Here is a 13,230-nt window from a genome sequence, read left to right on the forward strand (position 1 = left end):
GTGGAAAACGAGTGTGGAGGCAGATATGAAAAAAGGACAGGTTTTTGAAGGTACAATTGAAAAGGTGGAATTTCCGAATAAAGGATTGGTGTGGATCCCGGAGGAAGAACGGTATGTGACTGTGAAGAATGGGATTCCGGGACAAAAGATCCGGTTCGTGGTGAATAAGTTTAAAAAGGGGAATGCGGAAGGACGACTTTTGGAGGTACTTGAGAAGTCTCCGCTGGAGAAGCGGGAGCCGGTCTGCAGTATTTTCCCGGCCTGTGGAGGATGTATGTATCAGACTATGCCTTATGAGGAGCAGTTGAACATGAAGGCGGCACAGGTGAAGGAGATTCTGGATGAGGCTGCCGAAAAGGAATATGATTTTGAGGGAATCAAGGCGAGCCCGAAGGAATTTGAGTATCGAAATAAGATGGAGTTTTCATTTGGGGATGAGTATAAGGATGGACCGCTTTCTCTGGGGCTTCATAAGAAGGGGAGCACCTATGATGTGCTGACGGCAGGGGATTGTAAGCTGGTTCATTCGGATATGAATCAGATCCTGCTCTGTGTGCTGGAGTATTTTAAGTCGAGAGGTGTCAGCTATTATAGGAAAATGCAGCACGAAGGATATCTGCGGCACCTACTGTTAAGAAGAGGGGATACGACCGGGGAGATTCTGGTGAATCTGGTGACGACGACGCAGGAAGAGCATGAGCTTAAGGGGCTTGTGGATGAACTTCTGGGTCTGGAACTTGAGGGGAAGATTGTGGGGATTCTGCATATACTGAATGATTCACTTTCTGATGTGGTGCAGAGTGATGAGACCAGGATTCTGTACGGGCAGGACTATTTCTATGAGAAAATACTGGGGATGGAGTTTAAGATTACACCGTTTTCCTTTTTCCAACCGAATTCCAGAGGGGCAGAGGTGCTTTATAGTACGGTGCGGGAGTATATAGGGGATATCAAGGATATGACGGTGTTTGATCTTTTCAGCGGGACAGGGACAATCGCACAGGTGCTGGCTCCGGTGGCGAAAGAAGTGATTGGTGTTGAGATTATTGAGGAGGCCGTTGAGGCGGCGAAGGAGAATGCAAAGAGGAATGGACTGGATAACTGCAGGTTTATCGCGGGAGATGTGTTCAAGGTGCTGGATGAGATAGAAGAGAAGCCGGATGTGATTGTGCTTGATCCGCCGAGAGACGGGATACATCCGAAGGCACTGCCGAAGATATTGGATTATCAGGTGGATAAGATCGTGTATATATCCTGCAAGGTGACAAGCCTGGCCAGGGATCTGGAGATGATACAGGGGAGAGGGTATGAAGTCGTGAGGTGCGTGGCAGTGGATCAGTTTTGTGAGACGGTGCACGTTGAGACGGTAGTATTGATGTCACGGGTCGAAGGGAAATAGGCGCGAAAGCCCAGTAATACTGCGGTTTTCGAGCAATCGGGCAATTTGGCATCGGACAGACAAAACGCTTCTCGGTAACTTATCCAAGGGCAAAAAGGCTCGAAAAGTGTGAGAGTTGAGTTGCCACGATAGATGTCACTATGTTGAGTTGCCGAGTTAGATGTTGGGAAGTTGTGGCTGCGAGATAGATGTCGGAAAAAAGGCTCCCACACTGCCATCAGAGGCGGGGAGCTTTTTGAAACAATATTATATTCATACATTGACAACTGTAAATGTGTGTGATATAATATGTACATCTCTCGGAGGTGAAAATCATGGGTTTCAGAGAAGACGTTAAAAAAATAAAGGCGCTCACGGATGAGAACCGCCTTGCGATCATGCTTGCTCTCCAGCATGGGGAGAAGTGCGGGTGTGATCTGCTGGAGGAACTGAATATCACACAGCCGACTCTTTCGCATCACATGAAGATCCTTGCGGACAGCGGACTTGTAGATTACTACAAAGAGGGAAAATGGATGCATTACTCCATCTCCGCAGACGGGGTCAGGGAGTTCCGGGACATGATCGGTTCCTACGCAAGATGTGACTGCGAAACGGACGAGAGCGTATCCTGCGGATGCAAGGAAAAGAAGTAATCGATATCTATCATTCATAGGCAGTCCTTTGGGATTGCCTATATAAAGCACTTAAGCATAGATATATTTCAATGTATCAAACTAACGGAGGCGAAGTCATGAGCAATCAAAGCAAAGGCATAAATACATTTCAGCGTTATCTTTCTGTGTGGGTACTGCTCTGCATGGCCATAGGAGTACTGATTGGGCACTTTATCCCGGCTATTCCTGATACGCTCGGTCAATTTCAGATTTCCGGCATTTCGATTCCTATCGCTGTTCTCATCTGGGTAATGATCTACCCTATGATGATGAAAGTGGATTTTCAGAGCATAAAACAGATTGGAAAGAATCCGAAGGGACTTCTGGTCACATGGGTTACAAACTGGCTGATCAAGCCGTTCACCATGTATGGAATTGCTTATCTGTTCTTATTTGTCGTATTCAAATCCATCATATCTCCCGGATTGGCAACGGAGTACCTTGCCGGAGCTGTGCTTTTAGGAGCTGCTCCGTGTACGGCGATGGTGTTTGTGTGGAGTACGCTTACAAAAGGAAATCCTGCTTATACGGTCGTACAGGTGGCGACAAATGACCTCATCATCCTTGTGGCTTTTGTTCCAATCGTAAAATTCCTTTTAGGCGTTTCCAATGTGGCTGTTCCCTATAGCACCCTGTTCGTCAGCATCTTTCTGTTTGTAGTGATTCCGCTTGTGGGCGGCATCCTCACGAGGATAACAGTCACGAAGCAAAGAGGCGCGGATTACTTTGAGAGCGCGTTTATCCACAAGTTCGACAATGCCACAACGATAGGTCTGCTGTTGACGCTGGTTATTATCTTCAGTTCACAGGCAGAGGTGATTTTGTCCAATCCGCTTCATATTGTGCTGATAGCGATCCCGCTAACCATTCAGACGTTTCTGATCTTCTTTATCGCTTACGGAGCAAGCAAGTTACTTAAATTACCACATGATATTGCGGCTCCTGCTGGAATGATCGGTGCATCGAATTTCTTTGAACTCGCGGTGGCTGTGGCTATTGCACTTTTCGGAACGACAAGCCCAGCAGCACTCGCCACCACAGTAGGCGTTCTGACGGAGGTTCCGGTAATGCTGATGCTTGTGCGAATTGCTAATAAAACAAAAGCGAGGTTTGCGTAATGTGGACTTTTATTCAGGATCAAATACTTGGGATGAAGTGGCTGAATGCCCTTATTGGGAAAGTATTGCTCATGGTCGGACTCGATGTGAATAGCCGGATTGGCGGCAGCATTCAGTTCTTCATTTATGACACAATTAAAATAACAGTATTGCTTTGTGTGTTGATCTTCCTGATTTCCTATATCCAGAGTTTCTTCCCTCCGGAGCGCAGTCGGAAGATCATGGGAAGATTCCACGGGATCGGAGCGAATATTATCGGTGCCTTGCTTGGGACGGTAACGCCATTCTGTTCCTGCTCGTCCATTCCGATTTTTATGGGCTTTACGAGTGCGGGGCTTCCGCTTGGCGTGACATTTTCCTTCCTGATTTCATCACCGATGGTGGACTTGGGAAGTCTTGTGCTTCTCGTCAGTATCTTTGGCGTGAAGATTGCCGTGGCGTACGTGGTGCTGGGGCTTGTCATCGCCGTCATTGGCGGCACTTTGATAGAACACCTGCACATGGAAGACCAGATTGCTGATTTTATCCGCAATAACAACAGCAAGGTGGATATCGAGTCTCCGAATCTCACTGTTAAAGACCGGCTGATTTATTCCAGAGATCAGGTTGCATCCACCTTTAAGAAAGTGTTCCCTTATATCCTTGTCGGCGTGGCTATCGGCGCGGTGATCCATAACTGGATTCCCGAAGGCTGGGTGGAAACCGTTCTCGGCAGCAATAATCCGTTCGGTGTGATACTCGCCACGCTTGTCGGCATACCCATGTACGCAGACATTTTCGGCACGATTCCGATTGCCGAGGCACTTTTGGCAAAGGGAGCATTGCTCGGTACGATTCTCAGCTTTATGATGGCGGTTACCACGCTCAGCCTTCCGTCCCTCATAATGCTGAAAAAGGCTATCAAGCCAAAACTCTTAGCGACATTTATAGCCATCTGCACAGTGGGTATCATCATTGTCGGATACGGCTTTAATGTATTTCAAAGTTTATTCATCTGAAGGAGGATATGATCATGGCACTGTTTGGTAAGAAAAAAGAAGTAGTCAAGGCGGAGCCCACATGTTGCTGCGGAGGGACGGAAGAAGTTAAGGCTGAATCTACTCCCTGCTGCGGAGAAAAGATTGATGGCGTTTGCTGCATCAAAGTTCTTGGTGCGGGTTGCAAGTCATGTCACGAACAGTATGAGAATGCCAAGAAAGCTGTTGAGAATCTTGGATTGAATGTTGAGGTAGAGTACATCACCGATATGGAGAAGGTAATGAGCTATGGTGTTATGAGTATGCCTGCACTCCTTGTTAATGATAAAATCGTATCTGTCGGTAAAGTGCTAAAGCCGGGAGAAGTTGAAAAGTTGTTAGGCTGATCATTCAGAAGAGATAAAGGCTCCTCACTACCGGCAAATGCGTCGGCGGCGAGGAGCCTTTTTATGCTTCAATGTCGATTGTGATGCCGGACTTGAATTCCACGGTGAAGTGGTCGTTGAAGACGGTGATCTTCTCGATGAGTTTTTTGACCAGAGCCTCATCAAACTCTGTGATGTCGGTTTCCTGACCAGCGATGAAGTCCTGCAGCTCCTTGATCCGGTTCATGGCTTCTTCCCGGTGGTGGCTGTCGAGCTCTGATTGTTCTTTCTGGTCACGGAGCCGGAAAATCTCATCAGCGATGGCGTCATAGTCCTGTTTGTTATTTGCCTTCTTGATGAGCTCTTTTTGAAGTTCCTCCAGCCGTGCCTGAATGCCGTCCGGTGAGAGAATGTCAGCGTTAACCACGGCCTTGGCGATGTTCTGCTGTAAGGTTTTCAGGAAAAAGTCTCGTTCAGTAAGAATCTGATGGAAGGCATTGACCGTGACTTCCTGCAACAGGAGCTCGTTAACCGTCCGGTTGGTGCAGTTCTTTTCAGCCGAGGTCGGTTCCAAGCGGCTGATACAGCGCCAGACGATGGACTTGCAGCCGTGGTTGTTCCAGTGAACGCGCCTGTAAAGCTCACCGCAGTCTCCGCAGAAAACCATCTGTGCAAAACAGTGATTGCAGGAGAAGCTGCGTTTCTTGCCGGTCGGGCTGACGTGGACTACCCGGCGACGGACAAGCTCCGCCTGCACCTGCATGAAGAGCTCTTTCGGAATGATCGCTTCATGGTCGCCCTCGACGTAGTATTGAGGAACGGTGCCGTTGTTCTTGATGCGCTTCTTTGTCAGGAAGTCTGTGGTGTAGGTCTTTTGCAGGAGTGCGTCACCCATGTATTTCTCGTTGCGGAGAATCTTGTTGATGGTGCTGGTGTGCCATTTTGTCTTGCCAGCGCCGGTGAGGATACCGTCAGCCATAAGCCCGTCGGCGATTTTATCCATGCTGGAGCCTTCGAGGTATTCCCGGTAGATGCGCTTTACGATTTCTGCCTGCTCCGGATCAATGATCAGGTGCCCATTTTCATCCTTGGTGTATCCGAGGAATCGATTGTGATTGACCTGCACCTTACCTTGCTGGTAGCGGTACTGCAGTCCCAGTTTGATGTTCTGGCTCATTGACTGGCTTTCCTGCTGGGCAAGGCTCGCCATAATCGTGATCAGCACCTCGCCCTTAGCGTCCAGCGTGTTGATGGCTTCCTTCTCAAAATAAACAGGTATGTTCTTATCCTTCAGCTGCCGGATGTATTGCAGGCAGTCGAGAGTGTTTCGAGCAAATCGGCTGATGGACTTGGTGATGACCATGTCGATGTTACCAGCCATGCACTCGTCGATCATTCGATTGAATTCATCACGCTTTTTTGTGTTGGTGCCGGAGATACCGTCGTCTGCAAATATGCCCGCCAGCTCCCATTCTGGATTCTTTTGAATGTACTCGGTGTAGTGCGTGACCTGAGCCTCGTAGCTTGTTTCCTGTTCTTCGGAATCCGTGCTGACGCGGCAGTAGGCTGCAACACGGAGTTTTTTCTGCGCTGATTGCTTTACTGTATTTCCGACCTGCCTTCTGGCCGGAATCACCATTACATTTCCCATTAGCTTACCTCGCTTTCAATGAGGCTGTAGAGGTATTCTGCCTGCAGCCTCGGATCTTCATAGTGTTGCTCTGCCGCAGCCATGCGAAAGCCGGTAGGAGACGCTGCGGGTTTTACACTCTTTTTCCTGTTCAGCCTGCCAAGTTTCCCGGCGCGTTCAAATCGAATGGCGGCAGCTTTATCGTAGGTTTCCTGATCAATGATAGCCGGGTAAAAGTCATCTCCGAGGTAGTGCCTGTTTTCCATCAGGCGCTTTGCCGTGCCGTGGTAGGTTTCAATGCCAGCAGCGGCAGCAGCCTTGGCCAGTGCCATCCCGGAGAGGTAATTCTCATAGAGCTTTCGTATTTTATTGGCTTCATCCTCTTTAATCGTGGCGCAGCCGTTTTCAATGCTGTAGCCGTAGGGTGTATGTCCCATGTATTCACATCCTTTCTCGAAGCGTCAGACCGCATTTCAGTTCAAAGCGCACTTCATTTCTGGAGCGGACAATGATGCGGGTCACATATTCATTAAACAGGTCATCATCGAATTCCTGAAGTATTCCACCTTTTTCTGTAAAGTGCAGAAGCGCTGTGGCTGCTGTGACCTTTGTTACATCTCCGGAAACAGCGTTTTTTAAGGCGTTGATCTCATCCCGGAAACTGTCAGCCTGCGAAAGCAGCTCATTCGTTTCTTTGTTAAAAAGGATCGGGTCGATGATGCCCTGTGTCATGAGCTTTGTCAGCGTCTCGCGCTTTTCTGTGTTCTGCGCCAGTAGGGTCTGTATTTCCTGAATGCGCCGAAGCGAGTCATCAGACGAAGTGTTTTTCAATGCGTCCACATATGGTTTTAGGATGATCCTGTGCGCGTAGACCAGCTTGTTCATCATGGTGACGAAAGCCTGCTTCAGATCATCGTCTTTTACAAAAAGCATGTGGCATTTATCTTTATCCTTGATGTGGGTACTGCAGCACCATGCGGTGTATTTGTATCCTGTGCAGCTGTGTATCCGGCGCTTAAAGGTATCGCCGCACTCGCCGCAGATGATCTTCCCGGAGAAGGTGTAGCGATTCTGGTATTTGTCGCTCCCTTTGACGACACCTTTTTCCGTTGCCCGCTGGTGAATAAAAGCGTGAGCAGCTTCAAAGTCCTCCCGGCTGATGATTGCCTCGTGATGATCCTTGACCATGTACTGTGTCTGCTCGCCGTGATTGTTGTGCCGGACAAAGCGTGAATCCGAGTACGTTTTCTGGAAAAGGCAGTCGCCGACATACTTCTCATTGGAGAGCATCCCGCGAATGGTTGTGGCTGTCCAGCGTCCGTTTCGCTTGGTAGGAATGCCGCGCCGGTTCAGGTCATCCGCGATGGCGTGGGTGCCTTTTCCGGAGAGCAGCGCTGCGAAGATTTCTTTTACCACAGCCGCCTGCTCCGGATTAATTACCATCTGCTCGCCATCCCAATCGTAGCCGTAGGGTGGGTAGCTGACTTTATAGGTGCCGCTCTCAAAGCGTTTCTGGATTGACCACTTGCTGTTTTCTGATATGGAAACAGACTCGCCTTCGGCCATGCTGGAGAGAATTGCCAGAAACAGCTCGCTCTCCATTGAGCCGGTGTTGATATTTTCCTTCTCGAAATAAATCGGAATGTGCAGGGCGAGCAGTTTTCTTACCAGTTCTAAGCAGTCCGTTGTGTTCCGGCTGAAGCGGCTGATGGATTTTGTGATAACAAAGTCCACTTTACCGGCCTTGCAGTCGTCAATGAGTCGTAGGAGCTCCGGGCGCTTGTCCTTCTTGGTGCCAGTAATGCCTTCGTCGTAATAGAGTCCAGCGAACTCCCAGTCATCACGAGATGTGATGTAATTTTCGTAGTGGGTTTTCTGTGCCTCAAGGCTTTCAAGCTGGGCATCGGAATCCGTAGAGACGCGGCAGTAGGCGGCTACCCTGATCTTCTTGAGTTTAACTTTCGAGCTCGCTGTTTCTGCGATTTTCGTGACTTTTTTCAAGGGAAGTCCCTCCTTTCCGTACGTCTATACATCACTCTAAAGCGACTACATATCAAGGGATTTTCGGCATTATTTCCGCGAACAAGGGAGAGAAAGTTTCGCGATTGATGGCGGTTAATTTGTTAAATTCAGCCACAGAAATGAGGCCGTCATCGAGCATCTTCTTTGCGATTGTCTGTGCTCTGCGGTAGTCCAGATCGCCCTGAATCCGCTCCTGCGTGAAATATCCAGATTGAACATTTGTGATTTCGTCTGTCATAACATATCCACCTCCAGTTTCCACTGGAGATGAACTGCCTTTTTGAGCGGAGGAAAATAAAAAAAGCCTGCGGGCATTCCGAAGAACACTCGCAGGCATAGCAGATTGGATATTCAGTTATTTCGCTCTGATCTTCCAGCCGGTCAGAATGAGGTTGACGTTTTTGATAAGCGTCGGGTTGAGCTTCTGGATAGCGGAAACCGTGGTGCCGTATTTCTTAGCAATCCCGGAGAGGGTATCGCCGCTTTTTACGGTGTAGTAGACCGGAGTGGATTCCTGTGTTTTTACCAGAGCATTGACCTTTGCCTGTACGGCAGAATAGTCATATCCGGCAGCGGTGAGGCGTTCTTTGCGGTCAGTTCCGTTTCCCCATTTGCCGTCCAGCACCTCCTGCGCCAGCTCATCTACGGTCTTTGCCGGAGTGACCGGAGCAGGAGTGGCAGGCTTGCTGTCATCGGACACAGCCTTTGTAAAGCCGTTGAAGCCGCCGTTCTGGATAATGGCAGGATAATCAACATAGGCGTAGTCCATATCCACATTACCACTGATGCCGTCAACAGAGCCCTTGGAAGAATACTGCCAGATGCCGTAGTCGCCTTTATAGGAGCATTTGCTGGCATACTGCGCTACCCAGTGGGCGTAGGGCGTGAGCTTCGTGTCATCCATGCGTTCTTTGAAACCGGAAACAGCGGAGCCATAGATCCCGACGAAGTAACCGGCATCTTCCATAGTTTCACAGAAAGCAATGGTGGCCTCAGTGATTCCGGCTTTGGCAGAAGCGGGCTGTGCCTCGTTATCCATATAGACCGGGTATTCCAGCTGCTTGCCCTTCAGGATTTGCAGGAAGCGCTCAGCGTCTGCTTTTCCGGCGGCAGCAGTCACGCAGTCCTTTCCGACAAAGTAATAAGCACCGATTGGGATACCGGCAGCCTTCGCACCTTTGTAATTTGCTTCCCATTTGCTGTCCGTATAAAAACCGGCATCGGAGCCGCCAGCTTTGATGATGGCAAACTCGATACCGGCCTTTTTGACTTTATTCCAGTCAATGGTTCCCTGCCAATGACTGACGTCGATTCCTTTTCTCGTCATATTATTTTTCCTCCTCATCGTGACGGTCGTGGAGCTGCTCCAAGACCTCCTTTAATTTCTCCGGTACCGGCAGGCCGAGATGTGCTGCGTTCTCCGTCAGTGACAGGCCTTCATTGGACAGGTAGAAGAAGATGATCGCCGTGCGGAGCACTCCCGGATGGCCGAGTACCTGAACATCAATGACGTTTCCGATGCCTACCAGCAGGAAGATCAGCACCTTGCGGCAGATTCCCTTAAAGCCGACCTCGCTTGAGAGCTTTTTGTCGGCAATGGCACACATGATGCCGGTAAGGTAGTCGCAGGTCACAAAGATCACCAGCGCAATCAAGAGCCCGTCACAGCCGCCTAAGAAATAACCAAGCCATCCTCCGACAGCGGCAAATACCAGTTGGATCGTGTTCCAGAATTCTTTCATGAGAAAATCCCTCCTTTGTGCAAAATAAAAGCCGCCTGCATTTTGCAGACAGCCTCATGAACTGTATCCGTGTATGAAGTTATATCTGTTTTGGCAGCGCTTCCCAGAGCCGCATATCCTCCTGTCCCAGCGACCACATGGCAAAGCCTCTCACTCCCCAGCGGTAGGCCGCTTCATTTGCCCAGTAAACGAGCGAATCCACGTCTTGATAGTAGAGGATGGAAAATCCGTCAGCATCACCGAGAAAGAGCCTTGATATCCAGATGTCGATGTCCTTTGGCGTGATGGTCACCGTATAATCGTTGCCACAGGTCAGGGCAAGCTCATGGGAGTGGTAGAACTCATAATCCAGAGAAATGCTCTCGCTGCGTGTCGCATCCTCCTCGATATCCGAGGTCAGCGTAAACACCTGAAATTCCGTATCCCATGTGGCGTTCGACCGGCTGATCCTTCCATACTGCGTAACTGTGCCATCCGGGAAGGTAACATCAAAGCGCTCGTAGGGCTCGTAAGTCCATGCATCGCCAAGGCGGAGCAGCTCGCAGACCGTCCGGTTATCTGATCGGTATCCGGCATAGCCTCCGGAAAAGCCGCTGACCGTAGCAGTGAAGCGAAGCGTATAGGAAGAACCGGAATAGACACGCACCTTGTTTCCACGGATACGCATTTCGACCGTGTACATGGATGGATTGTTACGAAGGTCGGCATTTGTTGTTCGTTCTATGGTCTGGCTGTAGCTGCCAAGGAGCGTGCTGCCGTTATAAAGCTCCACAGCTTGAGAATCATAATTCAGGCAGCAGAACAGATCACCGCAGAATACTCCGGCCTTGCCACTTCCTGTCGCTGGAAAAGCCAGCCTTGCTCGCAGGTGAATATCGGAAAAGCCGTCGTATTGCCATGCGAGCTTTCCGGAGCCGTCAAGCTGGGAGTAGACGCGGCTTTCGGAATATTCATCCTCGCGCCATACCGTCCAAGAGCCTGAAAGCGTCGTCCAGTAGTTTGTTTGCAGCACACCGTAGTCCCGGAAATCCTCATACCAGATGAGGGCAGAATCCGGCTTTCGCCTCAGCATTTCACAGGTGAGCTTGAAGGCTCTATCCGGCTGACACTCGTTGCCGTCCACGTCGATAAAGTGGCGAGGAGAAAGCGTAAAGGTCGCAGTGCCTGCAGAGGGAGCCTCCGAAAAGCTGCTGCAAACACGGTAGCCGTAAAACTGTACTCCTTTTACATCTACAGATATCACGATGGTGTGCGTCCCGGCAGATAGTGAAATGCTGCTGGCGAGCGTCGTCCAGAAGGTGCTTCTCCAATATGGCCACCAGAGCCTGCTTTCCGTAAAATGCGTCTGATTACCGTCAATCGAAACATAGATACCGTTTTTATCCCAGAAGGGATAGCAAAGTCGGATGGCGATGTCGTAGGTTCCGGCGCTTGATACGGAAAAGGTATATGTGGCAGAGCCAGCGTCACCGAGAGTGGCCACACCATTTTCAAAGGATACAATGCCGGAGTAGGAGCTTGTCGTTCCATCCGCATCCACATAGATGGTGCCGAACTCTGTGTGTTGTTCTTTGCTGTAAGCCGTCAGGTAATGCCGCCTGTTATAGGTTCCGTTCATCAGAGGATACTCATAGCTTGTGGCGTCTCTGCCTTCCATGAAGTCGTAGACCTGCGGAAGCGCCCAAGGCACCATATCGTAGTCATCCCAATATGCGAGGATCGGGATGAATGGCTGTGGAGGAGCATCGTCTGTAAAGTTATACTGACCGGTCATCCAGTTTTTTGCCGCATAGTAGGTGTTTGACGTGCCGCGATAGGTTTTACCAAGGTTTGCAGGAAGGTCATAAATCTGCCAGTTCCAGCCGTATGCAGGAAGGCCGAAGAATATCTTCTCCGGGTTCATGACTGTGACCGCATAGTCGTAAATGCCCTCCAACCAGTCCCTTGGAGAGACGGCTCCGGGAGCAGAGCCCGCCCACGCCATGCCATAGCTCATGATGGCCGCCGTATCACAGTAAGCGTTGAGATCGCCGTAAACGCACCAGTTTTCACCTCCGACCGAGCCGTTGATGGAATTCATACCCGGCAGGCATATGTTCATGAGCTTGCTGCTGTCATATCCTTTTACTGTGTTATAGATATTCCGAAACATCGCCGTAGAGGCAGCGTGCGTGGAATATCCGTCGCCTTTCTCAAGGTCGATGTCGATTCCGTCGCACCACGGGTATTTTTCCATAATGCGGACGATCTCCGAAAGGAAGGTATCCTGAGCGCCGTCGGTGTTATCTCGGAGAGCTGCAAAGATACTGTTCGTGCCATCGTTGGATATCGTCAGCAGCCATTTGATGTGCGGCCATCGGTTGATGTAGGTCAGCATATTGGAGATGGCCACACCGCTTTCTGTGATGACACCGGTGCGCGATACCTTAAAAGAAAAGAGACCTACCTGCGAGAGGCGGTCTCCATATGCGGCAAGTGCCTGATACATTCTGGAATTGCCCATGAATGTCCAGACCATGCACTTGCGGCCTTTCAAATAATCATAACTCACAGGGCATCACCTCCGTCCTGCATTTCCTGAAACTCAACATAGATGCGTGCAGACTTTTTATCTGCCACAGTAATTGGGTGCTTGCTGTCACCAGCAGCAGAGTATTGAAAAAAGCCGTCCTTGGATGTTGCAGAGCCGTTCTTTAGGCACTCCCTTGTAGAGGCAAAAAGGTCAAATTCATCACCGGCAGCAGCCGCTGCTTTGAAAATTGCCTTATGAGCACCTTCACCCAGCGCAAGCGATATACTCCCGGCAGCCATCGCCTGAATCGGATAGACCTTGTAGTCAAGACCGGCAGCAGTGGAGCCGAGATTAAAGATGACACAGGTAGCAGCGGAACGGACGATACCGTTATAAAACTTCTTTCCGTCTGTAGCATCATCGCCATCGTATTTTTCCAGAAGTGTTTCGGTGTTGATGACAAAGCCCGTGACTTTATCGCCTTCCTGCAGCATCAGGTCGGTAAACCAGACCGAACCGGTGCAATCTATGACGGTGGGCTTTACCGTGATGTTTACGACGCGCTTATCCTGTTTTTTTGTTATTGTCTCTGTAAAGCGTGTAAACTCCGGCATTTATCCATCCTCCGTCCATTGAATTTCTGATACATGACCTACCCAGCCAGTGGCGATGGAGCCGCCCTGCAGGAGCATGTCTGTGATATAGACTGTACCGGTGCAGTCGGTCACGCATACCCGGATGGTGATCTTTGTGACGCGGCCATACTGAGGAGAGACATCCTGTGCCACGTGTGTAAATGAAGCCATAGA

At 49.9% G+C, this 13,230-nt stretch carries 14 protein-coding genes; 5 read left to right on the forward strand and 9 right to left on the reverse strand.

What is annotated here, in order from left to right; genetic code table 11:
* The first annotated feature begins 25 nt into the window (after positions 1 to 25).
* The 5 genes from rlmD to HGO97_RS13830 all read left to right on the forward strand — a co-directional run bounded on the left by rlmD (position 26) and on the right by HGO97_RS13830 (position 4,536).
* Positions 26 to 1,399 (forward strand): 23S rRNA (uracil(1939)-C(5))-methyltransferase RlmD, encoded by a 1,374-nt coding sequence (rlmD, locus tag HGO97_RS13810; RefSeq protein ID WP_216242769.1) that lies wholly within the window; start codon positions 26 to 28, stop codon positions 1,397 to 1,399.
* Positions 1,400 to 1,713: 314 nt separating this feature from the next.
* Complete coding sequence (locus HGO97_RS13815) at positions 1,714 to 2,034, forward strand: ArsR/SmtB family transcription factor (RefSeq protein ID WP_216242772.1); 321 nt, start codon at positions 1,714 to 1,716, stop codon at positions 2,032 to 2,034.
* Between the two features lie 98 nt (positions 2,035 to 2,132).
* Entirely contained in the window at positions 2,133 to 3,173 is a 1,041-nt protein-coding gene (arsB, locus tag HGO97_RS13820) for an ACR3 family arsenite efflux transporter (RefSeq protein ID WP_216242774.1), read from the forward strand.
* Positions 3,173 to 4,171 (forward strand): permease, encoded by a 999-nt coding sequence (locus tag HGO97_RS13825; RefSeq protein ID WP_216242775.1) that lies wholly within the window; start codon positions 3,173 to 3,175, stop codon positions 4,169 to 4,171. The genes arsB and HGO97_RS13825 overlap by 1 nt, the downstream gene beginning before the upstream one ends.
* Before the next feature lie 14 nt (positions 4,172 to 4,185).
* Positions 4,186 to 4,536 carry a thioredoxin family protein gene (locus tag HGO97_RS13830; protein ID WP_152354811.1) on the forward strand — a complete coding sequence of 117 codons (351 nt, stop codon included), beginning with the start codon at positions 4,186 to 4,188 and terminating at the stop codon, positions 4,534 to 4,536.
* A gap of 61 nt (positions 4,537 to 4,597) precedes the next feature.
* Here the strand turns inward: HGO97_RS13830 and HGO97_RS13835 are convergent, their stop codons facing one another.
* The 9 genes from HGO97_RS13835 to HGO97_RS13875 all read right to left on the reverse strand — a co-directional run bounded on the left by HGO97_RS13835 (position 4,598) and on the right by HGO97_RS13875 (position 13,227).
* Positions 4,598 to 6,166, reverse strand: coding sequence for a recombinase family protein (locus HGO97_RS13835; RefSeq protein ID WP_216242777.1), 1,569 nt, complete (start codon positions 6,164 to 6,166; stop codon positions 4,598 to 4,600).
* On the reverse strand, positions 6,166 to 6,582 hold the full coding sequence (locus HGO97_RS13840) for an integrase (RefSeq protein WP_009242888.1): 417 nt from the start codon (positions 6,580 to 6,582) through the stop codon (positions 6,166 to 6,168). The genes HGO97_RS13835 and HGO97_RS13840 overlap by 1 nt, the downstream gene beginning before the upstream one ends.
* 4 nt (positions 6,583 to 6,586) lie before the next feature.
* Positions 6,587 to 8,146: a recombinase family protein gene (locus HGO97_RS13845; protein WP_216242778.1), complete on the reverse strand. Its 1,560-nt coding sequence runs from the start codon at positions 8,144 to 8,146 to the stop codon at positions 6,587 to 6,589.
* 52 nt (positions 8,147 to 8,198) lie between these two features.
* The gene (locus HGO97_RS13850) at positions 8,199 to 8,405 is read right to left on the reverse strand and encodes an SHOCT domain-containing protein (protein WP_006291492.1); all 207 of its coding nucleotides are present in this window, start codon (positions 8,403 to 8,405) and stop codon (positions 8,199 to 8,201) included.
* A 117-nt stretch (positions 8,406 to 8,522) separates the two neighbouring features.
* Positions 8,523 to 9,494, reverse strand: coding sequence for a GH25 family lysozyme (locus HGO97_RS13855; RefSeq protein ID WP_216242790.1), 972 nt, complete (start codon positions 9,492 to 9,494; stop codon positions 8,523 to 8,525).
* Between the two features lies 1 nt (position 9,495).
* A complete protein-coding gene (locus tag HGO97_RS13860; RefSeq protein ID WP_195389650.1) occupies positions 9,496 to 9,909 on the reverse strand; it encodes a phage holin family protein in 414 nt (137 codons plus the stop codon).
* Between the two features lie 79 nt (positions 9,910 to 9,988).
* Positions 9,989 to 12,427 (reverse strand): glycosyl hydrolase family 18 protein, encoded by a 2,439-nt coding sequence (locus HGO97_RS13865; RefSeq protein ID WP_216242878.1) that lies wholly within the window; start codon positions 12,425 to 12,427, stop codon positions 9,989 to 9,991.
* Between the two features lie 29 nt (positions 12,428 to 12,456).
* Positions 12,457 to 13,035, reverse strand: coding sequence for a hypothetical protein (locus HGO97_RS13870; RefSeq protein WP_216242792.1), 579 nt, complete (start codon positions 13,033 to 13,035; stop codon positions 12,457 to 12,459).
* The gene (locus HGO97_RS13875) at positions 13,036 to 13,227 is read right to left on the reverse strand and encodes a hypothetical protein (protein WP_022117855.1); all 192 of its coding nucleotides are present in this window, start codon (positions 13,225 to 13,227) and stop codon (positions 13,036 to 13,038) included.
* Positions 13,228 to 13,230 lie beyond the last annotated feature (3 nt).

It is taken from the genome of Faecalicatena faecalis (assembly GCF_012524165.2).
Lineage (GTDB): Bacteria > Bacillota > Clostridia > Lachnospirales > Lachnospiraceae > Faecalicatena_A > Faecalicatena_A faecalis.

Coding starts and splice junctions, on each gene's coding strand:
- rlmD (WP_216242769.1), top strand. CDS start 26: ATGAAAAAAGGACAGGTTTTTGAAGGTACAATTGAAAAGGTGGAATTT.
- HGO97_RS13815 (WP_216242772.1), top strand. CDS start 1,714: ATGGGTTTCAGAGAAGACGTTAAAAAAATAAAGGCGCTCACGGATGAG.
- arsB (WP_216242774.1), top strand. CDS start 2,133: ATGAGCAATCAAAGCAAAGGCATAAATACATTTCAGCGTTATCTTTCT.
- HGO97_RS13825 (WP_216242775.1), top strand. CDS start 3,173: ATGTGGACTTTTATTCAGGATCAAATACTTGGGATGAAGTGGCTGAAT.
- HGO97_RS13830 (WP_152354811.1), top strand. CDS start 4,186: ATGGCACTGTTTGGTAAGAAAAAAGAAGTAGTCAAGGCGGAGCCCACA.
- HGO97_RS13835 (WP_216242777.1), bottom strand. CDS start 6,166: ATGGGAAATGTAATGGTGATTCCGGCCAGAAGGCAGGTCGGAAATACA.
- HGO97_RS13840 (WP_009242888.1), bottom strand. CDS start 6,582: ATGGGACATACACCCTACGGCTACAGCATTGAAAACGGCTGCGCCACG.
- HGO97_RS13850 (WP_006291492.1), bottom strand. CDS start 8,405: ATGACAGACGAAATCACAAATGTTCAATCTGGATATTTCACGCAGGAG.
- HGO97_RS13855 (WP_216242790.1), bottom strand. CDS start 9,494: ATGACGAGAAAAGGAATCGACGTCAGTCATTGGCAGGGAACCATTGAC.
- HGO97_RS13860 (WP_195389650.1), bottom strand. CDS start 9,909: ATGAAAGAATTCTGGAACACGATCCAACTGGTATTTGCCGCTGTCGGA.
- HGO97_RS13865 (WP_216242878.1), bottom strand. CDS start 12,427: ATGGTCTGGACATTCATGGGCAATTCCAGAATGTATCAGGCACTTGCC.
- HGO97_RS13870 (WP_216242792.1), bottom strand. CDS start 13,035: ATGCCGGAGTTTACACGCTTTACAGAGACAATAACAAAAAAACAGGAT.
- HGO97_RS13875 (WP_022117855.1), bottom strand. CDS start 13,227: ATGGCTTCATTTACACACGTGGCACAGGATGTCTCTCCTCAGTATGGC.